This is a genomic window from [Actinomadura] parvosata subsp. kistnae, assembly GCF_900323885.1.
GTDB classification, from domain to species: domain Bacteria; phylum Actinomycetota; class Actinomycetes; order Streptosporangiales; family Streptosporangiaceae; genus Nonomuraea; species Nonomuraea composti.
The window spans coordinates 1887013-1911226 of sequence record NZ_OOHJ01000018.1 but is presented as its reverse complement, the minus strand read 5'-3'; the positions used below and the strand labels follow the sequence as shown (position 1 = coordinate 1911226).

General features: G+C 72.7%; 20 protein-coding genes. 12 read left to right on the top strand and 8 right to left on the bottom strand.

Annotation, left to right across the window (positions count from 1 at the left end; all coding sequences use genetic code 11):
- The first annotated feature begins 74 nt into the window (after positions 1-74).
- Together KIS93_RS28820 and KIS93_RS28815 are read left to right on the top strand one after the other, a co-directional pair.
- Positions 75-875 (top strand): DUF3027 domain-containing protein, encoded by an 801-nt coding sequence (locus KIS93_RS28820; protein WP_080044741.1) that lies wholly within the window; start codon positions 75-77, stop codon positions 873-875.
- A 66-nt stretch (positions 876-941) separates the two neighbouring features.
- The gene (locus tag KIS93_RS28815; protein WP_080044742.1) at positions 942-3977 is read left to right on the top strand and encodes a sacsin N-terminal ATP-binding-like domain-containing protein; all 3036 of its coding nucleotides are present in this window, start codon (positions 942-944) and stop codon (positions 3975-3977) included.
- An 85-nt stretch (positions 3978-4062) separates the two neighbouring features.
- On the opposite strand, the gene KIS93_RS28810 is transcribed toward KIS93_RS28815, so the two are convergent.
- From KIS93_RS28810 to KIS93_RS28795, 4 genes are all read right to left on the bottom strand, one after another.
- Entirely contained in the window at positions 4063-5526 is a 1464-nt protein-coding gene (locus KIS93_RS28810; RefSeq protein WP_155128944.1) for an alpha/beta hydrolase, read from the bottom strand.
- Between the two features lie 196 nt (positions 5527-5722).
- A complete protein-coding gene (locus tag KIS93_RS28805; RefSeq protein WP_080044744.1) occupies positions 5723-6964 on the bottom strand; it encodes an MFS transporter in 1242 nt (413 codons plus the stop codon).
- A gap of 23 nt (positions 6965-6987) precedes the next feature.
- Entirely contained in the window at positions 6988-7416 is a 429-nt protein-coding gene (locus KIS93_RS28800) for a MarR family winged helix-turn-helix transcriptional regulator (RefSeq protein WP_420895875.1), read from the bottom strand.
- Between the two features lie 156 nt (positions 7417-7572).
- Positions 7573-9036, bottom strand: a complete 1464-nt coding sequence (locus tag KIS93_RS28795; RefSeq protein WP_418115103.1) for an NCS2 family permease — start codon at positions 9034-9036, stop codon at positions 7573-7575.
- Positions 9037-9095: 59 nt separating this feature from the next.
- On the opposite strand from KIS93_RS28795, the gene KIS93_RS28790 reads away from it, so the two are divergent.
- Together KIS93_RS28790 and thpR are read left to right on the top strand one after the other, a co-directional pair.
- A complete protein-coding gene (locus KIS93_RS28790; RefSeq protein WP_080044747.1) occupies positions 9096-9308 on the top strand; it encodes a DUF2530 domain-containing protein in 213 nt (70 codons plus the stop codon).
- Between the two features lie 2 nt (positions 9309-9310).
- Positions 9311-9868: an RNA 2',3'-cyclic phosphodiesterase gene (gene thpR / locus KIS93_RS28785; protein ID WP_080044748.1), complete on the top strand. Its 558-nt coding sequence runs from the start codon at positions 9311-9313 to the stop codon at positions 9866-9868.
- 675 nt (positions 9869-10543) lie between these two features.
- On the opposite strand, the gene KIS93_RS28780 is transcribed toward thpR, so the two are convergent.
- Positions 10544-11512: an aldo/keto reductase gene (locus KIS93_RS28780; RefSeq protein WP_080044749.1), complete on the bottom strand. Its 969-nt coding sequence runs from the start codon at positions 11510-11512 to the stop codon at positions 10544-10546.
- Positions 11513-11597: 85 nt separating this feature from the next.
- On the opposite strand from KIS93_RS28780, the gene KIS93_RS28775 reads away from it, so the two are divergent.
- The gene (locus tag KIS93_RS28775; protein WP_155128946.1) at positions 11598-12908 is read left to right on the top strand and encodes an MATE family efflux transporter; all 1311 of its coding nucleotides are present in this window, start codon (positions 11598-11600) and stop codon (positions 12906-12908) included.
- Between the two features lie 62 nt (positions 12909-12970).
- Positions 12971-13978 carry a hypothetical protein gene (locus KIS93_RS28770; RefSeq protein ID WP_080044750.1) on the top strand — a complete coding sequence of 336 codons (1008 nt, stop codon included), beginning with the start codon at positions 12971-12973 and terminating at the stop codon, positions 13976-13978.
- Between the two features lie 3 nt (positions 13979-13981).
- Here KIS93_RS28770 and KIS93_RS28765 read toward each other — a convergent pair whose 3' ends face one another.
- Positions 13982-14353, bottom strand: a complete 372-nt coding sequence (locus KIS93_RS28765; RefSeq protein WP_080044751.1) for a hypothetical protein — start codon at positions 14351-14353, stop codon at positions 13982-13984.
- Positions 14354-14396: 43 nt separating this feature from the next.
- Between KIS93_RS28765 and lhgO the strand changes: the two genes are divergently transcribed.
- From lhgO to KIS93_RS28735, 6 genes are all read left to right on the top strand, one after another.
- Positions 14397-15614, top strand: a complete 1218-nt coding sequence (gene lhgO, locus KIS93_RS28760) for an L-2-hydroxyglutarate oxidase (protein WP_080044752.1) — start codon at positions 14397-14399, stop codon at positions 15612-15614.
- A 17-nt stretch (positions 15615-15631) separates the two neighbouring features.
- Positions 15632-16324 (top strand): response regulator transcription factor, encoded by a 693-nt coding sequence (locus tag KIS93_RS28755; protein WP_155128948.1) that lies wholly within the window; start codon positions 15632-15634, stop codon positions 16322-16324.
- Positions 16324-17751: a sensor histidine kinase gene (locus KIS93_RS28750; RefSeq protein WP_080044754.1), complete on the top strand. Its 1428-nt coding sequence runs from the start codon at positions 16324-16326 to the stop codon at positions 17749-17751. Before KIS93_RS28755 ends, KIS93_RS28750 begins: the two co-directional genes overlap by 1 nt.
- 65 nt (positions 17752-17816) lie before the next feature.
- Positions 17817-18476: a response regulator transcription factor gene (locus tag KIS93_RS28745; protein ID WP_080044755.1), complete on the top strand. Its 660-nt coding sequence runs from the start codon at positions 17817-17819 to the stop codon at positions 18474-18476.
- Between the two features lie 100 nt (positions 18477-18576).
- Entirely contained in the window at positions 18577-20349 is a 1773-nt protein-coding gene (locus tag KIS93_RS28740) for a GTPase family protein (RefSeq protein ID WP_230465755.1), read from the top strand.
- Positions 20346-22016 (top strand): YfjP family GTPase, encoded by a 1671-nt coding sequence (locus KIS93_RS28735; protein ID WP_080044757.1) that lies wholly within the window; start codon positions 20346-20348, stop codon positions 22014-22016. The genes KIS93_RS28740 and KIS93_RS28735 overlap by 4 nt, the downstream gene beginning before the upstream one ends.
- Before the next feature lie 79 nt (positions 22017-22095).
- Here the strand turns inward: KIS93_RS28735 and KIS93_RS28730 are convergent, their stop codons facing one another.
- The gene (locus KIS93_RS28730; RefSeq protein ID WP_155128950.1) at positions 22096-23247 is read right to left on the bottom strand and encodes an MFS transporter; all 1152 of its coding nucleotides are present in this window, start codon (positions 23245-23247) and stop codon (positions 22096-22098) included.
- Between the two features lie 38 nt (positions 23248-23285).
- Positions 23286-24197 carry a LysR family transcriptional regulator gene (locus tag KIS93_RS28725; protein WP_080044759.1) on the bottom strand — a complete coding sequence of 304 codons (912 nt, stop codon included), beginning with the start codon at positions 24195-24197 and terminating at the stop codon, positions 23286-23288.
- Positions 24198-24214 lie beyond the last annotated feature (17 nt).

The following is a 24214-nucleotide window of genomic DNA, read 5'->3' as shown; positions in this document are numbered from 1 at the left end:
GTGGGCCCCCACAGGTCCCGTGATGGGTGAGAATGAAGTGTGAGCGAACAGCACCTTTCGGCGAAGGCGGTCCGATGAGCCGCACCAGGGCCCGCGTCTCCGCTCCCGACCAGGCCTGTGTCGCCGCGGTCGATCTGGCGCGCGCCGCGGCCGAGGAGCTAGCGCGGCCGGGCGAGCCCGGCGAGCACCTCGGTTATGAGAGCGAAGGCGACCGGATCGTCACCCACTACTTCGCCTGTCTCGATCGGGCCTATCGCGGCTGGCGCTGGGCCGTCACCGTGACGCGTGCCTCGCGCGCGAAGAAGGTCACGGTCAGCGAGGCCGTCCTGCTGCCCGGCACGGGGGCGCTGCTGGCGCCCGAGTGGCTGCCGTGGAGCGAGCGCCTGCGCCCCGGCGACCTGGGTGTGGGCGACCTGCTGCCCACCGCCGACGATGACGACAGGCTCGCGCCGGGTTTCACCGAGACCGACGACGACGCCGACCATCAGGCGGTTTTCGAGTACGGCCTGGGCCGGGCCCGTGTGCTCTCGGCCATTGGCAAGGACCGGGCGGCCAGACGCTGGCACTCGGGCGAGCACGGGCCGCACACGCCGATCGCACACGCCGCTCCCGCGCAATGCTCCACCTGCGGCTTCTACTGGCTGCTGGCGGGTGGCTTGCGGCAGATGTTCGGGGTCTGCACTAACGAGTACGCCCCCGACGACGGCAAGGTGGTGTCCGCCGACCACGGCTGCGGCGCCCACTCGGAGGCCGCCGTGCTGCCGCCGCCCGTGGAGCAGGCCATCCCGATCCTCGACGACCTGGGCTACGACCTCATGGAAGAGGAGGCGGGCTCGGTCGACGCATCGGCTTCCGAAGAGCTCGGCCATTCCTGACCGTGAGTGTCGGTGAGGGCCGCTAACCTACGGTGGCCCCCAACCCTCCAATCAGGATCGTGATCGATGAGCGACACCTACGGCACTGACCGGATGCGAGCAGCCGTCCTCTCTGCCTGGACGGCCTCGCCCGCCCGGTTCCGCGAAGACGCCAACGCGGAGGAGGACTTCGCGCTCGGCGGCTACCGCGATCGGCTGATCGTCGAGCTGGCGCAGAATGCCGCCGACGCGGCGCTGCGGGCGGGCGTGCCAGGGGTGCTGCGGCTGACGTTGCGTGGCGACGTGCTGACGGCCGCCAACACCGGCGCGCCGCTCGACGCCACCGGCGTGGAGAGCCTGTCCACCCTGCGCGCCTCGGGCAAGCGTGACGAGGCGGGCGCGGCGGGCCGGTTCGGGGTCGGGTTCGCGGCGGTGGTGTCCGTCTGCGACGCGCCCTCGATCGGCTCGCGCGGGGCCCCCGCCGTGCGCTGGTCCCGCACGGAGACCGCGGCCCTCGTCGCCGAGATCCCGGCGCTCGCGGGCGAGCTGGCCGAGCGCGGCGGGCACGTGCCGCTGCTGCGGCTGCCGTTCGACGAGCCGCCGATGATCGACATCCCTGAGGGCTTCGACACGGTCGTCCGGCTGCCGCTGCGCGACCACGCCAGCGTCGAGGCGGTGCGCCGGATGCTGGCCGAGGCCAGCCCCGCGCTGCTGCTGGGCATGCCGGCGCTGGAGAGCATCGAGATCGATGTCGACGGCTCCACCCGCACGGTCGTGGCCGACGGCTGGCACGTCGTGTCCGAGTCCGGCGAGTTCACCCCCGAGGAGGTGGGCAGGCTCTTCGCCGACCGGCCCACCGAGGAGCGGGCGCGGCCCTACTGGTCGCTGCGCTGGGCCGTGCCGGTCACCGGCACCGGCGAGCCCGGCCCGCTGCCCGCCACCGTGCCGCCCGTCGTGCACGCGCCCACGCCCAGCGACGAGCCCATCGACCTGCCCGCGCTGCTCATCGCCTCGTTCCCGATGGCCACCGACCGGCGGCACGTGGCCAAGGGCCCGCTGACCGACTTCCTGGTCGAGCGGGTCGCCGACGCCTACGTCCGCCTGCTGCGCGAGCTGCCGCGCACGTCCAAGCTGCTCGACCTCGTGCCGTCCCTGATGGGCAAGGGCGAGCTCGACGCGCGCATCCGCCGGGCCGTCCTGGAGCGGCTGCCCGACACGCCGCTGCTGCCCGCACTGTCGGCGCCCGCCCCGGTCGTGCAGACGCCGTCGTTCGCCGACGAGAAGGTCTACGAGCCCGACGCGCAGTGGCGGGTCGAGCACCCCGCGCCCGAGCCCGACGGCGACGGCTGGGTGGTGACGGGCCGCGAGGCGGCCGTCGTGGCCTCCGCCACGGCCGAGCTGCTCACGACCGTCGCCGACTTCGTGCCGGGGCTGCTGCCCGCCGGCTGGCCGGCCCGCCATCCCGCGATGGCGGCGCTCGGGGTGCGCAGGGTGGAGCTGGCCGAGATCGTCGACCTGCTGTCGGGCGAGGCCGTGGAGGGGCGCGAGCCGTCGTGGTGGCGCTCGCTCTACGACGTCCTGCCCGGCGACGACCCCGAGTCGCTGGGCGCGCTGCCGGTGCCGCTGGCCGACGGCCGGCTCGTGCGCGGGCCGCGTGGCACGCTCATCCTCACCGACGGCGGCGCCGACCTCGACCTGACGCCCCTGGGCCTGCGCATCGTGCACCCGGAGGCGGCGCACCCGGCGCTGCTGCGGCTGGGCGCGGCCGAGGCCACGCCGCGCACCGTCCTGGAAGACCCGCTCACCAAGGCGGCCGTCGCGCAGTCGCTCGACAGCCCCGACCCCGAGCCGGTCGCGCGCGCCGTGCTGTCGCTGGTGGAGGCGTCCGGGCTGGCGCCCGGCGAGGCGCCCTGGCTGGCCGAGCTGGCGCTGCGCGGCACCGACGGCGAGCTCTACCCGGCCGGCGAGCTCATGCTGGCCGACGGGGCGCTCGCCGCCGTCCTGGAGGCCGACACGCACCTCGGCGTGGCCGCCGCCGAGCTTGAGGAGACCTACGGGCCGCGCGTGCTGGCCGCGGCCGGCGTGCTCGACGGGTTCGCCGTCGTGCACGAGCCCGACGTGCTGCTCGACCCCGACGAGTGTGACCACGACCTCGACGGCGAGGCCGACTGGCTCGACCACGTGCTCGACCTGCTGCCCGACCTCGACGTGCCGCCGCTGGTGCCCGAGTTCCTGGCGGTGCGCGACCTGGAGCTGGTGGCCGACTGGCCGGCCGCGCTGGAGCTGCTGACCACGCCGCCGCTGCGGGCCGCGCTGCACCCGCTGCGCGTCGAGGGCGTCGAGGTGCCGTCCTACACGGCGTGGTGGCTGGCCAACCACCCCGTGCTGGGCGGGCGCAAGCCGCTGGAGCTGCGGCTGCCCGGCGCCGACCCGCTGCTGCAGGGCCTGTACGCCGACGCGCCCGCCGGGCTCGACGAGGCGGCCCTGTCGATGCTCGGCGTGCGCACCACGCTGCCCGAGCTGCTGGCCTCCCACGGCGGCCCCGAAGAGCTGCTCGACCTGATGGCCGACGAGTCCATCGAGGTCGACCGGGCCCAGCTGCGCGCCCTGTGGATCGCGCTGGCCGCCGTCGACCCGTCGCGGGTCGCGCCGCCCGCCAAGGTGCGGGCGGTGCTCGGCGGGGACATCGTGGTGGCCTCCGCCGACGACGCCGTGGTCGTCGAGGCGCCCGACCTGCTGCAGCTCGTGACCGACCGGCCGCTGGTGCTGGCCTCCTACGATCTGGCCGAGGCGCTGTCGGAGCTGCTCGACCTGCCGCTCGCCGGCGAGCTCACCACGGGCGAGGTCACCTCCGAGGGTCAGACGCGGCCGGTGCCGGCCCAGGTGCGCTCGCTGCTGCCCACCGCGCCCGAGACGTACGTCGAGCACGAGAAGCTGCTGGTCGACGGCGTGGAGTGCGCGTGGCGCTTCTTCGAGGGCGCGGTGCACTGCACCGGGGTCGACGGGCTGGCCAGGGGGCTGGCGTGGGCGACCGGGCAGTGGAACGACCGGCTCGCCGTGGCGGCCCTGCTGCGCGACCCGGAGGCGGTGCCGCTGCTGCTGGCCGAGGCCGACCTGAGCTGACCCGACCTGCCTTGCGCGTGCCGGAAGGCGCGCTCTGAGCTGAGCGCGCCGGGGAGGCGCCCCCGCAGGCCCTCCCCGGCCGCGGTCAGGCGGCGCAGGTGGTGCCGGCGGCGGGCACCTTGCCCTCGATCACGTACGCGTCCACGGTCTTCATGACGCACGCGTCGCCCGACAGGTACGCGCCGTGGCCCTCGCCCTCGTACGTGACCAGCACGCCCGTCTTGAGCTTGGCCGTCAGGCTCGTCGCCCACCGGTACGGCGTGGCCGGGTCGCCCTTGCCGCCGACGACCACGATGGGCGCCGAGCCGGTCGCGTCGACGCGCCGGGCGGCGTCGTCGCCCCGTACCGGCCAGTGGTCGCAGGCCCCGCCGGTGACGCCGTCGAACGACAGCACCGGGAAGATCTTCTTCACCCGCTCGTTGATCCGCTCCATCTGCGCGGCGGTCGGCCGTTCGGCGTAGTCGGCGCAGTTGATCGCCTGGAGGCTGGTCATCATCGTGTTGTACGTGCCGTCGGGCCGCCGCCCCGTGTAGGAGTCGGCCAGGGCGAGCAGGATCGTGGCGTTGCCCTTGAGCGCGGCGGCGGTGGCCTGCTCCAGCATGGGCCAGCTCTGCTTGGCGTACAGCGGGGTGATGACGGCGAGCTGGCCCAGCCAGAACGTCAGCTCGCGGTCGCCCACCTTGATCGGCTTGGTCTTGAGCCCTTCGACGAAGTCCTCGACCGTCTTGACGACGGCGGCGGGGTCGGCGCCCAGCTCGCAGCTCTGCGCCACGCAGTCCTTCGCGAACGCCTCCAGCGCCTGGTCGAAGCCGGTCGCCTGGATGACCGCGCGCTCCTCGAACGTCACCGACGGGTCGAAGGCGCCGTCCAGGACGAAACGGCCCACGTTCTTCGGGAAGTGCGTGGCGTAGACGGCGCCGAGGTGGGTGCCGTACGAGAAGCCGAAGTAGTTGAGTCGCCGGTCACCGAGCGCGGCCCTGAGCAGGTCGAGGTCCTTGGCGGCGTTGACGGTGCCGACGTGCGGCAGCACCTTGCCGGACTCCTTCTGGCAGGTCTGCGCGAACTCCGCGGCCAGCGCGTCCTGGTCGGCGTCAGCCTCCGCGGCGAGCATCCGGGCGAACGTGTCGCCGCACGTGACCCCCGCGCTGCGGTCGACGCCGCGCGGGTCGAAGCTGACCAGGTCGTAGCGGGTGCCGAGCTTGCTGAACGCGGTGGCGGCCATGGCCAGCGAGTCCACGCCCGAGGCGCCGGGGCCGCCGAAGTTGAACACCAGGGAGCCGAGCCGGTCGCCGGTGGCCTTGACCCGGATGAGCGCCAGGTCGATCTTCTCGCCGTCGGGCTTGGCGTGGTCGAGGGGGACCGGGAGCTTGCCGCACTCGACGCCGGGGCCCGGGGTGAGCTGCTTGCCGTCGGGGCCGACGAGATCCGTGCAGGCGCCCCACGCCACTGTGCCGCCGCTCTTGGGCGGGGGAGAGGGGGAGCCGCCGCCGGTGCCGCAGGCGGTGAGGACCAGGGCGCCCAGGAGGAAGGTTGCGATGGGCTTCTTCATGCAACCCAGCATGGGTTGGGGGGCTTATGCCGATGTAGTGGGCGAAAACACCAGTTGGAGGTGACTTCGGGGAGCGGGCGGAGATGACGAATGTCACGAGTCTCGCGGCCGAAGCGGCTCGCGTGGACGGCGAAGGGGCGGGCCCCAGAGGAGCCTGCCCCTTCACACGTGCCGGCGGTGACGGCCGGCGAATGACTCATGCCATGGCGAGCGCGGGCTTGCGTACCCGCGAGCTGATCAGCCGCGTCATCACCACGGCCAGGCCCGTCCCGACCAGCACCAGCACGCCGGACAGGATGACCCCCGTGCGCGGCCCGCCCAGCTCGGACAGCCAGCCGATCAGCGGCGCCCCCAGCGGCGCCCCGCCCGTGAAGACGAGCATGTAGATGCCCATGACGCGGCCCCGCATCTCGGGCGAGGTGGCGATCTGGACGCTGGCGTTGGCGACGGTGTTGATGGTGATCAGCGCGATCCCGGTGGGGATCAGCAGCAGCAGGTACGCGGGGTAGAACGGCGCGACCCCGGTGGCGATCTGGAACAGCCCGAACCCGATCGCCCCCGCGAAGAGCACCTTGCGCGACAGCCGCGCCCGGCGCGCCGCGAGCAGCGCCCCGACGAGCGCCCCCACCGCGAACATGCTCGACGCCAGCCCGAACGACGACGCCCCGGCCCCGAACACCTCGCGGGCCATGAGCGCGATCGACATCGAGAACGACTGCGAGAACATCGACACGAAGGCGATCAGCAGCACCGGCATGAGCAGCTCCTCGTGCCGCAGCACGTACCGGAGCCCCTCGCGGAGCTGGCCCTTGGCCCGGGGGACGGGCTCGGAGAGGTTCAGCTCGGACTTGCGCATGAAGATCAGGCTGGAGATGACGGCGCCGAACGTCAGCGCGTTGATCAGGAAGATCGGCCCCGTGCCGCCCAGCACGTAGATCAGCACGCCGGCCAGCGCCGGGCCGACCACACGGGCGAGGTTGAAGATGGAGCTGTTCAGCGCGATCGCGTTGGGCAGGTCCTTGCGGCCGACCATCTCCACGACGAACGCCTGCCGGGTCGGCACCTCCACGCAGGAGATCAGGCCGAGCAGGAACGCCATCACGTACACGTGCCACACCTGGGCGGTGCCCGTCATCGTGAGGATGCCGATCGTCAGCGCCAGCCCGGCCATGAGCGACTGGGCGGTGATGAGGATCGGCCGCTTGGGGTAGCGGTCGGCGAGCACGCCGCCGAACATCCCGAACAGCAGCATCGGCAGGAACTGCAGCGCGGTCGCCGTGCCGAGCGCCGCCGCGCTGCCGTGGGCGTTGCCGGGGCCGGCGGTCAGGTCGAGGACCAGCCAGTCCTGGGCGGTGCGCTGCAGCCAGGTGCCGACGTTGGAGACGATGCCGCCCGCCGCGAACATGCGGTAGTTGCGAACCCTGAGTGACCGGAACATCCCGGTCCTGGGTTCTTCGGGCTCTATATCTTGCTGAGCTTCTCCAAGATCGGTGCCGCCTGCCTGAGGATCGACCGCTCCTCCGGCGACAGCTCCTTCAACCGCTGCGTCAGCCACGCCTCCTTGCGGCGGCGCTCCTCCTTCAGCAGCTTCTCGGCGGCCTCGGTCACCGAGACGGTCACCTGGCGCCGGTCGGTCGGATGCGGGGTGCGGGCGACCAGGCCGCGCTCCTCTAGAGCGGCGATCACGCGGGTCATCGAGGGTGGTTGCACCTTCTCGAGCTCGGCCAATTCTCCGGGGGTTATCCCGGAATGCCGTTCCACCGCGGCGAGCGTCGCGAACTGGGTGGGCGTCAGCGAGTGCGCCGCCGCCTGTCGTCTTAGGCGTCGGTTCAGCCTTGCGAGTGAGACGCGCAGGGCTGAAGCGAGACCGGCGTCGCTGCGCAGGTCCATCTTGGGCTGGGTTTTGGTTAGCATGAGTCATTACCTTTGCTAACTATACGGCAAGACAAGATATTTCCGGACAGAAGTGTCATCTCATCCCTTGATACCCCGAAGCCGTCCCGCACGTGCGGGACGGCTTCTCAAGTGTGACGGCCGGGTACGGGCTCAGAGGCCGAGCATCGCCCGGATCGGGCCGATCGCGAAGTAGAGCGCGAACAGCACGGCCACGCCCCACAGCAGCGGATGCACCTCGCGCGCCTTCCCGCGCACCACCTTGACCAGCACGTAGCTGATGAACCCGGCGCCGATCCCGTTCGAGATCGAGTACGTGAACGGCATGATGACGATGGTCAGGAACGCCGGGATCGCGATCTCGAAGTCGTTCCAGTCGACGTCCCGGATGGCCGTCATCATCAGGAAGCCCACCAGCACCAGCGCCGGCGCGGCGGCCTCGTACGGCACCACCGTCACCAGCGGCGCGAAGAAGATGGCCACGAGGAACAGCAACCCCGTGACCACGCTGGCCAGGCCGGTGCGAGCGCCCTCGCCGACCCCCGCCGCCGACTCGATGTAGGTGGTGTTCGACGAGACCGAGCCGGCGCCGCCCGCGGCGGCCCCCAGCGAGTCGACGAGCAGGATCTCCCTGGTACGCGGCAGCGTCCCGTCCTCCTGCACCAGGTTCGCCTGGCGGCCGACCCCCACGATCGTGCCCATCGTGTCGAAGAAGTCCGTGATCAGCAGGGTGAACACGAGCAGGGCGGCCAGCAGCACGTCCACCCGGACGAAACCGCCGAACGGGTCGAACTCGGTGAACAGCACCAGCGGGTTGTGGAAGCCGAACAGCTGATCCGGCACGACCGGCCGGTTGAGCTGCCAGCCCGCCGGGTTCTGCGGCGAGAACGCGCCCGCCTTGACGATCGCCTCGACGACGATGGCCAGGATCGTGGTGCCCACGATCCCGATCAGGATCGCGCCCTTCACCTTGCGCGCCACCATCGCCGCCGTCGCCAGCAGCCCGACGATGAACACGAAGATCGGCCACGAGGTCAGGCTGCCGCCGATGCCCAGCTCCAGCGGCGTGCCCGCGGCCTTGCGCACGAACCCCGAGTCCACGAACCCGATCAGCGCGATGAACAACCCGATGCCCACGCTGATCGCGGTCTTGAGCTGCGCCGGAATGGCATGGAAGATCGCCGTCCTGAGCCCCGTCAGCACCAGCACGGCGATGATGATCCCCTCAAGGAAGACCAGGCCCATGGCCTCCTCCCAAGTCATCACCGTGGCGATCTGGAAGGTGACGAAGGCGTTCAGGCCCAGCCCGGCCGCCATCGCGAACGGCACCCGGCCCACGACCCCCATCAGGATCGTCAGCACGCCGGCCACGAACGCCGTGCCCGCCGCCACCAGCGCCACCGGCGGCGTCGAACCGTCCGCGATGAACTGGCCGTCCACGTCCTTGCCGTTGGCCAGGATCAACGGGTTGAGCACGACGATGTACGCCATGGTGAAGAACGTGGCGATGCCACCGCGTACCTCACGGGAAACGGTGGACCCTCGTGCGGAGATTGCGAAGAAACGGTCTATCGCATTACGTGTGTCACTCACGACGCGAAGAGTGACAGTAGTGATGAGCTGCGAAAAGAGTCGGTGATGAGATCGAGACCCGATTGGAAGCTAGGCTGGACAACGTGAACCAGCAGTGGCACCCCGACCCGGAGCCCATCAAGACCAACGACACCGCCGCCATCGCCGTCGGCACGGCCGTCTGGGCGCTCGCCTTCGTCGCCCTGCTGATCTTCCGCCCCGCCCCCGAGAACACCTGGTGGATCTGGACCTGCCTCACCGGCGTCGGCTTCGGCCTCTTCGGCATGTGGTTCGTCCGCCGGCCCCGACGCGGCTGACCGTGCGGCTCTTCGCGGCCCTCGTCCCGCCCGACGACGTGCTCGACGAGCTCGCCCAGGCCATCGCGCCGCACGTCGGACAGGTGCCCGGGCTGCGCTGGCCCGCCCGCGACACCTGGCACATCACGCTCGGCTTCTTCGGCGAGGTGCCCGAACGCGTGCTGCCCGACCTGCAGACCCGCCTCGAACGCGCCGTCCGCCGCCACCCCGCCCCCAACCTCACCTTCGACCGCTTCGGCGCCTTCTCCTCCCCCCGCCGGGCCCGCGTCCTCTGGGCAGGAGTCACCGGCGACCCCATGACCCGGCTCGCCGACTCCGTCCGCGCCGCCGCCCGCCGCGCCGGCGCCACCCAGACCGACGAAAAACGCTTCCACCCCCACCTCACGCTCGCCCGCGCCAAGACCGAGACAGACCTCCGGCCGCTGGTGGAGTCGCTGTCCGGCTTCACCGGATCGCCGTGGCGGGCCGAACGGGTGCGGCTCGTGCGCAGCCACATGGGGGCGCAGGTGAGGTACGAGTCACTCGCGGAATGGGCACTGGCACCCGCCGGGCAGGGCTAGGCTCCAGGTCGTGGACCGTCCTCGCCCCTGGCTGCTGCCCATCGTGCTCGGCCTCCTCCTGCTGATCGTGATCGTCGGCGCCCTCCTCACTTGACCCGGGCCACGCCCGGGGCCATGCGCACGCCACCCCCTGGCCGCACGCACGCCTCGGGGCGCGCGGGGTGTGGGCGACGCGGGCGTGGGCGTGGTGAGCGCGCGCTGGGCCTGAACTGCGGCCGGTGCACCTGCACGCGGCGGACGCACCTGGACGCGGGCGCGTGGCGGGCGCACATCGGGCGGCGAGGCTGTGCGTATGAGCGGCGGGCGCGTGGGTCTTGCGTGCATGTGTGTGCTCGGCGCATGTCCGGCCGCCTGGGCGTGTGTGCAGAGGACGGCAGCGCCGTGGCCGGCGCGCATGTGTGCCTGCCGATGCGCGTCGGGCGGCAAGGCTGTGACCAGCGCCGATGCGTGCGGCGAGTTCGCGTGGACCGGTGCGCATCCGGCCGCTTCAGCATGGGCGGCGGGTCTCCACGCTGCGCATTCCCGCCCGGGGGCGTGGGGCCGGGTGGCGGGCGTTGCTGGGGCAACGGCCCGCCGTTGGTGTGGATGCCGTCCGTACCGGTGCGGACGCGGCGGGGAGCGGCGTGGATGCCGTCCGGAGCGGTGCGGAGGCCGCCGGACACCCGGGAGAGGGGTTTACCAGGCGTAGTCCTCGGGGGCGGTGCGGTGGCCGGGGAAGATGGTGTCGAGGCGGGACAGGGCGGACTCGTCGAGGTCGATTTCCAGGGCGCGCAGGCTGCCTTCGAGTTGCTGCATCGTCCGCGGCCCGATGATGGGCGCCGCGACGGCGCGCTGCTTGAGGAGCCAGGCGAGGGCGACGTCGGCGGGTTGCTCGTTCAGTTCGTCGCAGAACTTCTCGTACTGCTCGATCTGGTCGCGGTGCTTCTCGAGCTGCTTGAGCATGTTCTCGTCCCCGGAGCGGCCCTTGTCGAGCTTGCGCAGGACGCCGCCGAGGAGGCCGCCGGCCAGGGGGCTCCAGGGGATGACGCCGAGGCCGTAGTCTTCGGCGGCGGGCAGCACTTCGAGCTCGGGCGCGCGGGTGAGCAGGTTGTAGTGGGTCTGCTCGCTGACCAGGCCGAGGAAGTTGCGGCGGGCGGCGGTCTCCTGGGCTTTGGCGAGGTGCCAGCCGGCGAAGTTGGACGAGCCGACGTACAGGATCTTGCCCTGCTGCCGCAGGACCTCCATCGCCTCCCAGAACTCGTCGAACGGGGTGGGGCGGTGCACGTGGTGGGCCTGGTAGATGTCGATGTAGTCGGTCTGCAGGCGCTTGAGCGACGCGTCGCAGGCGCGGCGGATGTTGAGTGCGGACAGGCCGCGCTCGTTGGGCCAGTCGCCCATGTCGCCGTAGACCTTGGTGGCGAGGACGGTCTTCTCGCGGCGCCCGCCGCCCTGGGCGAACCAGCGGCCGATGATCTGCTCGGTGACGCCCTCGCCCTTGACGCCTCCATAGACGTTCGCCGAGTCGAAGAAGTTCAGCCCCAGCTCGTGAGCCCGGTCCATGATCGCGAAGGAGTCTTCCTCCGTGGTGCGGGGGCCGAAGTTCATGGTGCCGAGGCAGAGCGGGCTCACGAGGAGACCGCTGCGTCCGAGGTTGACGTAGTCCATGGCGCCAACCTTAAGGACCTGGAGTGCACTCCAGGCCATAGACTCGCTTCATGATCTCGGAACCCCTGCCGGATCTTCCCATGTCATGATCGCCCTGCTCCGGGCCGCGGTGCCGATCTTTCTGGCGATGGTGGCGGGCATGGCGGGGTCGCTGGTCGTCACGTCGGTGCTCGGTAAGCATGACACGGTCACGCTGGCCGCGTTCGCCGTGGTGAGCTCGGTGCTCAGCACCGCGAGCGCCGCCGTGCAGGGCGCGTTACGCGGGCTCGGGCCGTTCGTGGCGCCGTTCAGGGACGAGCCGGCGGCGGCCGTGCCGGTCGTGCGGGACGCGCGCTGGCTCAGCCTGGCCACGGGCGTGCTGGGGGCTCTCGCCGTGCTGTGCGTGCCGCTGCTCGCCGGGGCCGGCGGGGTGCCGGGCGAGGTGGTGCGGGAGATGGGGGCGCTGCCGTGGTTTCTGGCCGGATATGTGCTGATCTTCGCGTCCACCGGCGGGGCGAGCACCATCCTGGTCGCGCTGGGGCGCAACCGTGACGTGCTCTGGCCGACGCTGGTCTTCGCGATCGGGCTGAGCGGCCTCACCGCCGCGCTGGTGCCGGCGCTCGGGCTGACCGGGGTGGGCGTCGCCTGGGTGGTGTCGGGCGCGGCGGCGGCGCTGGTGGCCGCGAGCCTCCTGCGGCGGGCGCTCGGGCGGCCCATCGGCCAGGCCAGGCCCAGGCCGCGCGAGATCGTGAAGCTGGCGAAGGTGAGCATCCCGCTGGCCGGGACGGTGCTCGTCAAGTTCGGGGTGCTGGGCGTGGTGACCTTCGCCGCGAGCACCACGAGCACCCGCGACACCGCCGCCCACGCCGTGCTGAGCACCCTCACCGGCTTGATCATGCTGGCCTCCCTGTCGGTCGCGCAGGCCGCGGTGCCCGACGTGGCCCGGGCGCCCGATGCGGCCGGGGCGCGGCGGGCCCAGCGGGGCGCGGCTCTGCTTGCCGTTACAGGGACGCTTGTGGTGGCCGGTTTGCTGCTCGGGCTCGGGGAGAACGTGCTGGTGCTCTTCAGCGACGACCTCGCCGTGCGGGAGCGGGCGTTCGGGCTGCTGCCGCTGATGTTGCTGTCGGCGGTGCTCGACGCGGCCCAGGCCGTGCAGGGCACGGGCCTGACCGCGCTCAAGCGCTCCGCCGCCAGTCTGCTGTATTTCGTCATTGGGTACGGCCCGCTCGTCGTGGCCGCCGTGCCCGTCGCCAGGACGTGGGGGATCGACGGCCTGTGGACGGCCATGGCGCTGGCCAACGGGCTCCTGGTGGTGTTGCAGGGCACCGGCTTCCACCGCCACAGCGCCAAGGTGGGGGCCGGAGCGGAGGTGACACAAGGCCGGAGCGGAGGTGACACAAGGCCGGGGCGGCGGTGACGCAAGGCCGCCGCGGAGGTGACGCAAGGCCGTCGCGGCTTCCGTGAGGCATGATGGCTGGCGTGGGGGACTTCGTGATCAGAGTGCTGGTCGTCGTGGCGGCCGTGTGCCTGCTGCCTGCCGGGCCGGCCTTCGCGGCGCCCGACGACGGCGCGGAGAAGCTGTTCACCTTCAAGGACGCGCGCATCACGGAGTCGAGCGGCCTGGCCGTCTCGCCGACGCACGAGGGCATCTACTACACGCACAACGACAGCGCCGCCGCCCCCACGTTCTACGCGGTCGACGGGGAGGGCCGGACGCGGGCCACGTTCCAGGTGAGAGGGGCGCAGGCGCGCGACTGGGAGGCCATGGCGGCCACGAAGGACCCGCGGACGGGGCGCGGCGTGCTGTGGTTCGCCGACATCGGCGACAACCTCGACGGCGCCTGGCCGAACGTGTCGGTCTACAAGGTCATGGAGCCGCGCACGATCGCCGACGCGACGCTGCCCGCCGTCCGCTACCGGTTCAGGTACGCCGACGGGGCGCGCAACGCCGAGGGCCTGATGGTGCACCCGAAGACGGGGCGGCTGTACGTGGTGTCCAAGGAGTTCGCCGGCTCGGTGTACGCGGCGCCGAAGCAGCTGCGTACGGACCGGGTGAACGTGCTGCGCAAGGTGGCGAGCGCGCCGCTCATGGCCACCGACGCCGCGTACGCGCCCGACGGCTCCTCGTACGTGGTGCGCACCTACTTCTCCGCCACCCTGTTCCGCCCGTCCGGGGAGACGATCGGGCGGGTGCCGATGCCGGAGCTGGAGCAGGCCGAGTCGATCGCGTTCACCGCGGACGGCAGGTCGCTGCTGGTCGGCAGCGAGGGGCCGCGCAGCCCCGTCTACCGGGTGCCTCTCCCGGCGGGGAGCGCGCCCACGCCGAGCCCGGTCAAGGCGGAGGACACCGGCAAGGAGGAGACGCCGGTGGCGCGGGCGGACGACGGCGACGGCACCGGCCTCACCCTGGGGAACGTGCTGATCTGGCTCGCCGCGGCGGCGGCGGCGATCGGCGTGATCACGTTCCTGGCGCGGCGCACCCGGTGAGGCTCAGGGCCGGCGCATGGTGGCGGTGAAGATGTCGCCGCGCAGGGCGCGCTCGACCACCGCGATCGAGCGTGACAGCCGCACCAACCGCGGCCCCTCCTGCCGGTAGGTGTCGAGCACCGCCTCGATGGCGTGCGGCGGCAGGTGGCCCTTGAGGTCGACCGCGGCCGCCCGGTAGCCGGCGCGGGCCGCCTCGACGGCGGAGGTGACGTGGTGGCGGGCCATCGCGGCCAGTGCCACGGGATGCCGTCTGAGCACCTCGTACGCCCGGTAGTCCGGCGGGACGGCGTCGAGCAGCCAGGCCACGGCCGAGGTCTCCCAGTCGGGCACGCTCGGGGGGCGGACCTCCGCGGGCCATTCCGGTGGGACGTACATAGGGGCATCGTACTCATGTTCGATTCGTCCGGATATGGCGGGGATGGCCAGTAACGCGGAAAATCATCTTGTGACGGAGAAGATCGGAGTCGTGGGCGCCGGCATCGTCGGCCTCGCGGTGGCACGCGAGCTGGCCACCGCCAGGGGGGCCGAGGTGACCGTTCTGGAGAAGGAGGGGCGCGTCGGCGCCCACCAGACCGGCCACAACAGCGGCGTCGTGCACGCGGGGATCTACTATCCGCCGGGCTCGCTCAAGGCCAGGCTGTGCCGGGAGGGCGTGGCGCTGCTCAAGGAGTACTGCGCGGCGTACGCGCTGCCGTACGAGGAGGTGGGCAAGCTCGTCGTGGCGACGAGCGGAGCCGAGCGGCCGCGGCTGGCGGCGCTGGCCGAGCGGGCGCGCGCCAACGGCGTGCCCGGCATCGCCGAGCTGGACGCGCTGGCGCTGCGCGAGATCGAGCCGCACGCGGTCGGCGTGGCCGCCGTCCACTCGCCGCACACCGCGATCTGCGACTTCCCCGCCGTCGCGCGCCGGCTCGCGCTGGACGTGGCCGAGCTGGGCGGTTCGGTACGCCTGGCGCACCCGGTCCGGGCGCTGCGGGAACGGGCGGGCAAGGTCGAGGTGGTGGCCGGGAGGCGCAGGTTCGCCTTCGACCGCCTGGTGGTGTGCGCGGGGCTCGGCACCGACGCGGTGGCCAGGATGGCGGGCGCGGGCGGCGACGTGCGGATCGTGCCCTTCAGGGGCGAGTACTACGCGCTCAGGGGCAAGGCCAGGGAGCTCGTGCGGGGCCTGATCTATCCGGTGCCCGACCCGCGCTACCCGTTCCTCGGGGTGCACCTGACCCGGCGGATCGACGGCGGCGTGCTGGTGGGGCCGAACGCGGTGCTGGCCATGGCGTACGAGGGGTACCGATGGTCGAATTTCGGTAATGTCCGGCAAATTCTTGGTTGGCCGGGGACCCTCCGGATGGCCCGGGCGCACTGGCGTACCGGACTTAAGGAAGTCTATGGATCTCTGGTCAAGGACGCGTTCGTCATGGCCGCCCGCCGGTACGTGCCCGAACTCGGCCCCGCTGACCTGGAGCGGGCGCCCGGCGGCGTACGCGCGCAGGCCGTCGCCAGGGACGGCGGCCTCGTGGATGACTTCGTGGTAGATGTCCGGGGGAAGGTGGTTCTGGTGAGGAATGCCCCTTCTCCGGCGGCCACCTCAAGTCTGGCCATTGCCCGGCATATTGCCGGAATTGTCCCAGCACTCGTCCGATGAGGGCATCCTTGGAAGTGATGGAATCACGCCTGCTGATAGTCGAGGACGACCCGAACATCCTCGAACTCCTCGCCGCGAGCCTGAGGTTCGCGGGTTTCGACGTGACCACGGCGAAGAGCGGCCTCGACGCCGTCGCCGCCGTCCAACGCCACCGCCCCGACCTCGTCGTGCTCGACGTCATGCTGCCCGACCTGGACGGTTTCGAGATCGTCAAGCGGCTGCGCAGCGGCGGGGTGCACACGCCGGTGGTGTTCCTCACCGCCCGCGACGAGACCGAGGACAAGATCCGCGGGCTCACGCTCGGCGGCGACGACTACGTGACCAAGCCCTTCAGCCTGGAGGAGGTGGTCGCCAGGATCCACGCCGTGCTGCGCCGCACCGCCGGGGAGACGCAGGCGGCGCCGCCACGGCTGACGTTCGCCGACATCGAGCTCGACGAGGAGAGCCACGAGGTGTGGCGCGGCGGCAACGCGGTCGCGCTGTCGCCCACCGAGTTCAAGCTCCTGCGCTACTTCATGACGAACGCCGGGCGCGTCCTGTCCAAGCCGCAGATCCTCGACCACGTCTGGGACTACGACTTCCGCGGCGAGGTCGGCATCGTCGAGTCGTACGTCTCCGTGCTCCGCCGGAAGATCGACAACCGGAGCCCGCGGCTCATCCACACCCTGCGCGGTGTCGGATACGTCCTGCGCCTGCCACCGAGCTCCTGATGCGCGGCCTGCCGCTGAGGATCAAGCTCATCGCGTCGATGCTGGCGCTGTTGGGCCTCGGCATGTTCTTCATCGGCCTGGTGAGCGTCTCGGTGCTGCACGGCTACCTCATCGACCGGGTGGACAGCCAGCTCCACCTGCTCAGCGCGCGCATGGACAAGAAGGTCAGGAGCGACTGGAGGCGGGACAGGGAGACCGGCGAGCATCCCATCCTCATCGAGTCCGACGCGATCGCCCTGGTCAAGGAGCCGGACGGCGCGTACGTACCGATGCTGACCGACCGCGACGTGGACAAGAAGCCCAAGCCGGTGCTGCCACCTGAGCCCGGCGCGGCGCCCTACACCGTGCCCTACACCGCGCCCGCCGTCAGCGGCGACGGCGAGTGGCGGGTGCTCGGCCACCTCGTGGCCCAGCGGCGCACCCTCGTCGTCGCCGTGGACCTGGAGGAAGTGGACGCCATCACCACCCGGCTCGTGCTCATCGAGCTGCTCGGCGGCGGCGGCATCCTGCTCATCCTCGCCGTGGTCGGCGTCACGATCGTGCGGCACAGCATGCGGCCGCTGCGCGAGATCGAGCGCACCGCCGAAGCCATCGCCGGAGGCGAGCTGCACCGGCGGGTGCCCGACGGCGACCCGCGCACCGAAGTGGGCGGCCTGGCCCGATCACTCAACGGGATGCTGGCCCAGATCGAGGCCGCGTTCGCCGCCAGATCCGCCTCCGAGGCCGCCGCCCGCCGCTCCGAGGACCGCATGCGGCAGTTCGTCGGCGACGCCTCCCACGAGCTGCGCACCCCGCTCACCTCCATCCGCGGCTTCGCCGAGTACGCCAGGCAGAACCCCGGCGCCGACCCCGCCGAGCTCATGCAACGCGTCGAGCACGCCGCCGGGCGCATGAGCGTCCTGGTCGACGACCTGCTCCTGCTCGCCCGGGTCGACCAGCAGCGCCCGCTCAAGATGCAGCCGGTTGACATGCTGGCACTGGCCGCCGACGCCGTGCAGGACGCCCGCATCCTCGCCCCCGACCGCGTGATCAAGCTGGACGTCGTCGGCGGCGCCGCCCTGATCGTCTCCGGCGACGAGGTGCGCCTGCGCCAGGTCATCAGCAACCTCGTCACCAACGCCATCGTGCACACCGAGCCCGGCTCCCCGATCATCGTCCGGGCCGGGGCGACCACCGGCAAGCTGTTCATCGAGGTCGTCGACAACGGGCCCGGCCTCACCCCCGAGCAGGTCGAGCGCGTCTTCGAACGCTTCTACCGCGCCGACTCCGCCCGCTCCCGCCGCCGCTCCGCCGAGGACCGCGGCAGCGGCCTCGGCCTCGCCATCGTGCAGGCACTCGTGCACGCCCACGACGGCACCGTCACCGTCGACAGCTCCCCCGACGCCGGCTCCACCTTCCGCGTCGAACTCCCACTCGCCTTGGAGTGAGCCTTCAGCTAACCCTCAGGTCATTTTGTCACTCTAAGTACGTGACAAGACCCGAGGCGCTGATCATGGTGGTGGACGACGAACCCAGCATCAGGGATCTGCTCGCCGCCAGCCTGCGCTTCTCCGGGTTCGAGGTGCTGACGGCCGCCGACGGCGAGGAGGCCGTCGAAGTCGCCGTACGGACCTCGCCCGACCTGGTGGTGCTCGACGTGATGCTGCCCGACCTCGACGGGTTCGAGGTCGCCCGGCGCATCGAGGCGCCCGTCCTGTTCCTCACCGCCCGCGACGCCACCGAGGACAAGATCGCGGGGCTGCGCGTCGGGGACGACTACGTCACCAAACCCTTCAGCCTCGAAGAGGTCCAGGCCCGGATCCGGGCCGTGCTGCGGCGCACCCGGGGCGAGATCACCCCCGCCAGCAAGCTGAAGGTCGCGGACCTGGAGCTGGACGAGGAGGCGCGCGAGGTGTCGCGCGCCGGGCGGCCCGTGCGGCTTTCTCCCACCGAGTTCAAGCTGCTGCACTACTTCATGGTGAACGCGGGGCGGGTGCTGTCGAAGGCGCAGATCCTCGACCACGTGTGGAACTACGACTTCGGCGGGGACGCGGGCGTCGTCGAGTCTTACGTGTCGTATCTGCGGCGCAAGGTGGACGACGTCGAGCCCCGGCTCATCCACACGCTGCGCAGCGTCGGCTACGTCCTCCGCGAACCCCCGGCCTCGGGCTGACCCTGACCCGCCGAAGGACCTGTGCCGGAGTACGGCCAGGTGGGGAGGGAATGCGGGTCAGTCCCGAATACCTGCTGGATTCGGGGTTAGCGTGGATCCCATGGATCTGCTGGGCGCGCTGGAGTCGCTGCGGCGGCCGCTGGACAGGGAGCTGTTCCCGCTGGCGGTCGGCGAGGCGGACGCCGACCGGCGCGCCCTGCGCGAGCTGACCGGCCAGCTCGACGACTACCTGCTGCCCCGCCTGCGCGCCCTCGACGCCCCGCTGCTGGCCGTCGTCGGCGGCTCGACGGGCGCGGGCAAGTCCACGCTGGTGAACTCGCTGGTCGGCGCCGACGTGGCCGAGCCGGGCGTGCTGCGCCCGACCACGCTGGTGCCCACGCTCGTGGTCAGCCCGGCCGACCGCTCCTGGTTCATGGGCCAGAACGTGCTGCCCGGCCTGTCCCGCGCCACCGGCGACGGCCCGGGGGCGCTGCGCGTGGTGACCTCGCCCGCGCTGGGAGCGGGCCTGGCGCTGCTGGACGCGCCCGACATCGACTCCGTGGTGACCGCCAACCGGGAGCTGGCCGCGCAGCTGCTCGCCGCCGCCGACCTGTGGCTCTTCGTCACCACGGCCGCCCGGTACGCCGACGAGGTGCCGTGGAGCTTCCTGCGCTCCGCCCGCGAACGCAGCACCGCCCTGGCCGTCGTCCTCGACCGGGTGGCCCCGGAGGCGGTCGAGCCCGTCTCCCGCGACCTCGCCCGCCTCCTCGCCGAGAACGGCCTGGAAGGCACCCGGCTGTTCACCGTCCCGGAGGCGGCGCTGCCCGACGAGAGGGCGCGGCTGCCCGCCGCCTCCGTCGAGGACATCTCCTCCTGGCTCACAGGGCTGGCCGCCGACGCCGCCGAGCGGGCGCGGGTCGTCCGCCAGACGCTGTCGGGGGCGCTCGACAGCCTGGCCACCCGGGTGCCGTCGCTGGCCGCCGCCGTCGAACGCCAGCAGGCCGCCTTCGACGGCCTGCACTCCATCGTGGCCGGCGCGTACGCCGGCGGGATGGCCGACTTCGACGAGGGCATGCGCGACGGCTCGCTGCTGCGCGGCGAGGTGCTGGCCCGCTGGCAGGACTTCATCGGCACCGGCGACCTCATGCGCTCCCTGGAGAGCCGCGTCGGATGGCTGCGTGACCGCATCGTCGGCTTCTTCACAGGACGCGTGCCGGAGGCCCAGCTCAGGGACGCCCTGGAGAGCGGCGTCGAGGCGCTGATCAGGGGCGCCGCCGACGGTGCCGCCGAGCGCGCGTTGGAGGGCTGGTCGGCCGCGCCCGGCGGCCCCGGCCTGCTCGAACGGCTCGGCGCCGTCGAGTCCGCCCGCCTCGGCCGCGCCTCCGGCGACCTCGGCAAGCGGGCCGAGGCGGCGGTGCGCGGCTGGCAGGAGTACGTCCTCGACCTCGTCCGCGAGGAGGGCGCCGAGCGGCGGACGGCCGCACGGGTGGCCTCGTTCGGCGTGAACGGGGCCGGGCTGCTGCTCATGCTGGCCGTGTTCGCCTCCACGGGCGGGCTGACGGGGATCGAGGTGGGGATCGCGGGCGGCACGAGCGTGCTGTCGCAGAAGCTGCTGGAGGCCGTGTTCGGCGACCAGGCGGTGCGGTCGCTGACCGCGCGGGCCAGGGATGACCTGCGGGAACGGGTGCGGGTGCTGCTGGACGAGGAGGCCGCCAGGTTCACCGGGCAACTCGACTCGGTCGCGCCGCCCCGGGGCACGGCGGACGCCCTGCGCTCGGCGGCCCTACGCGTCCGCGACCACCGCGCCGAGCTGCCCGCCGCCGTGACGGCGGAGCTGCCGACGCTGGAGGACCCTCGCGCCGCTGACGGCCGCAGTCCGGAGGAGAGGCCGTGAAGGTGTTGCGGCGCAAGGAAGAGCCTTCGCTGGACTCGCGGCTGGCCGCTCTGCTGGAGGCGGCCGAGCTGGGTGAGGGGCGGGTGTCGGAGCAGGCGGTGACCGGCGCGCGTGCCGTCGCCGAGCGGGCCGGGGTACGCCGTGAGCTGTCGATCGACCACACCGTGGCGGCCCTGGCCGGGGCCACCGGCAGCGGCAAGTCGTCCCTCTACAACGCGCTCGCCGGCCAGGACCTCGCCGACGTGGGCGTCACCAGGCCCACCACCTCGACCGCCCAGGCGGCGCTGTGGGACGGCGAGGGCGCCGGGCCGCTGCTCGACTGGCTCGACATCCCGCGCCGCCACTCGGCGGCCGACGATCCCGGCCTGTCCGGGCTCGTCCTGCTGGACCTGCCCGACCACGACTCCATCCGGCTGTCCCACCGGCTGGAGGTGGACCGGCTGGTGGAGCAGGTCGATCTGCTGGTGTGGGTGGTGGATCCGCAGAAGTACGCCGACGCCGCCCTGCACGAGCGCTACCTGCGGCCGCTGGCCGGGCACCGGGACGTCATGGTCGTGGTGCTCAACCAGGTGGACCGGCTGCCTTCCGACGCGGTGGACCGTTGCCTGGGCGATCTGCGCCGCCTGCTCGACGACGACGGGCTGCCGGGGATCCCTGTGCTCGCCGTCTCGGCGCGTACGGGAAGGGGCTTGGACGAGTTGCGGGCGTTGCTGGGGGAGCGGGTCTCCGAGCGCAAGTCCTGGTCGGCCCGCCTGGCGGCCGACATCACCGCCGCCGCCGAGCACCTGGCCGCCGCCGGCCCCGCACAGCCTGTGGACGGCGACCGTTCTCCCCAGGCTGTGGACGGAAGGGCGTCGGGTGGCGGCAAGCGGTTGGGCGGGGCGGAGCGGGCGCTCACCGGGGCGTTGTGCGCGGCGGCCGGGGTGCCGACGGTCGTGGAGGCGGTGGCCAAGGGGCACCGGCATCGGGCCGTCGTCGCCACCGGGTGGCCGGTCACCAGGTGGGTGCGCAGGTTCCGCCCGGACCCCCTGCGCAGGCTGCGCCTCGGCGGTTCGTCACCCTCTGGCCGGGCGCAAAGAGAGATCGTCGGGCGTACGTCCGTGCCGGCGGCCTCCGCCGTGCAGCGGGCACAGGTGGAGACGGCCGTCAGGGACGTCGGCGAGGTGGCGGCGGCCGGGATGCCCGGGGCGTGGGCGGCGGCGGTGCGGCAGGCGGCCAGGTCGCGTGCCCCCGAGCTGGCGGACGCGGTGGACCGGGCGGTCGCCACGACGTCCGCCGTCGGCACGAGGCGGCCCCGCTGGTGGCGGGCCGTGAACGTGGTGCAGTGGGCGGTGTTCGCGGCGATGCTGGCCGGGGCGTTGTGGCTGGGCGTGCTGTTCGGCATGGACTACCTGCGGCTGCCCCAGCCGCCGCTGCCGACCGTGGGCATGGTGCCGTGGCCGACGGTGCTGCTGGTGGGCGGCGTGCTGGCGGGGGTGCTGATCGCGTTGCTGTCACGGCTGGCGGCCTGGGCGGGCGGCCGGCGCAGAGCCCGCCGAACGAGCCGAGCCCTGCGTGCGTCCATCGGCCGGGTGGGTGAGGAGCTGGTGCTGGAGCCGGTGGAGGCGGAACTGGACACCTACGCCCGCTTCAAGGAGGCCGTGGACCTGGCCCGCGCCCACGCCTGAGGAAGCCACGGGCGTGGCCCGCGCCCGCACCTGGCTCATGCCTGGCCAGCGCCCGCGCTTGCGCAGGAGGCCGCGCGCGTCAGGGGCGGCGGAGGAGCAGGGCGGCGGCCAGCGCTCCCACCAGGGCGAACGTGGCGGCGGCGAGGAAGGGGGCGCCGGGGCCGAAGCGTTCGCCGACCACGCCGGCCACCGCCGAGCCGGCCGCGCCGCCCACGCCGAGCCCGGTCGAGATCCAGCCGAACGCCTCCGCCTGCGCCGTGGGCGCGTACTCGTCCACGAGCAGGGACGACGTCGTCAGGGCCGGGTTGAGTGCCAGCCCGCCGGCGAACAGCACCACGCAGAACGCCGGCAGCGGCCCCACCAGCACCAGGGGCGCCAGCGCGAGCCCGAGCAGCGCCATCAAGGCGACCAGCCGCACCTGGGGGGACGAGGCCCACGAGCGGGCCCCGTAGGCGGCGGCGCCCGCGATGCCGCCCAGCGACAGGGCCGCGACCAGGATGCCCGTGGCGGCGGGTAAGTCGCGGGCGGCGGCCAGGGCGGGCAGGCCCACCTGCAGCGCTCCGAAGGTGCCGCCGTGCAGGAGGACGACGGCCATGAGCACCAGCATCCGCCGGTCGGCGAAGGCGCGCCCCCGCCCGGTCGCGTGCGCGTCCGGGCCCACCTGGAGTGCCCGGGCGAAGGCCAGCGTGCCGGCCCCGGCCGCCGCGGCGACGAGACCGAGCGCCAGCGACGCCGAGGCCACCGCGATCAGCAGCCCGAACACCAGCGGCCCCGTGAGCATGGCCAGCTCCTGCACCAGGTACACCAGGCTGTAGGCGGTGGTCCGCCCCTCGCCGTCGACCCTGCGGCCCCACTCGATGCGCATGCTGACGGAGACGGGCGGCAGGCCGATCCCGGCGATCCAGGCCAAAGCCACCATGGGCCACCACGGCAGGCCGGGCCGCGCGCACCCGAGCAGCGCCAGCAGCGCCGCCACGTGCAGGAGCGCCGTGGCGGCCAGGACGACCCTGCCTCCGTGGCGGTCCATGAGCCGCCCCTGCACGGGCCTGCCCATGCCGGCCCCGACGGAGAACGCCGCCGCCGCCACCCCGGCCAGCGCCAGCGACCCGCTCGCGCCCTGCACGACGAGCACGATCCCGACGGGCGCCACCTGCTGCGTGAGCTGGGCGAGGAACCCGAGCACGGCCTGCACCGCCACGCCTGGCAGCCTGAGCATCGCGCGGTACGACATCACTCCAGGCTAGAACGCCATGATCACGGCGGAGTGTTTCAGCCCGTTCCGAGGGATCCGGCCACCTCGCGCAGGGCCGCGAGGAGCGGGCGCAGGAGAGGATGGGCGTCGGAGCCGCGGCGTACGGCGGCGAAGACGCGGCGCTCCGGCCCCGGCGTCTGCCGCACCGCCACCCCCGGCAGCGCCATGTCGCGCAGCGCGAGACGCGGCACCAGCGCCACCCCGGCCCCCGCCCCGACCAGGGCGACGACGGCGCGGAAGTCGTCGGAGCAGTGCACGAGACCCGGCGTGAAACCCGCCTGCTGGCAGGCGAACGTGATCACGTCGTGCACCGGGTTGCCCGGGTAAGGGCCGATCCAGGTCTCGGAGGCGAGCGAGGCGAGCGAGGTCAGCGTGGCCGAGCCGGCGAGCGGATGGTCGCGCGGGAGCACCAGGTCGAACGGCTCCGCGTACAGGGGGCGGCGCGACAGGCGGGGATCGGCGGCATCGGGTGCGCCCCGGTACTCCACCGTGATCGCCAGATCCGCCTGGCCGTCGAGCAGCATCGCGAGGCTGTGGTCGCCCTCGGCGTCCTGCACGCGGACCCGCACACCCGGGGACGTCTCACGCAGGGCGGCGATCGCGGGGGAGAGCACGGCGCTGATCGCCGTGGCGAAGCAGGCCACCGTGACCTCGCCCGCCTCCCCCGACGTGTACGCGGCCACCTCGGCCTCGGCGCGTTCGAGCTGGGCCAGGACCTCGTTCGCGTGACCGAGCATGATCTTGCCCACGGCGGTGAGGTGCACGCCGCGACCGTCCCGGGTGAGCAGGCGGTGCCCCACCTCGTGCTCCAGCGCGGCGAGCTGCTGGGACACGGCGGAGGGCGTCAGGTGCAGCGCGGCCGCGGCGGCGGTGACCGTGCCGTGGTCGGCCACCGCCCGCAACGTCCGCAACCGCCGCGTGTCTATCACGCAGCGAGAATACTCAC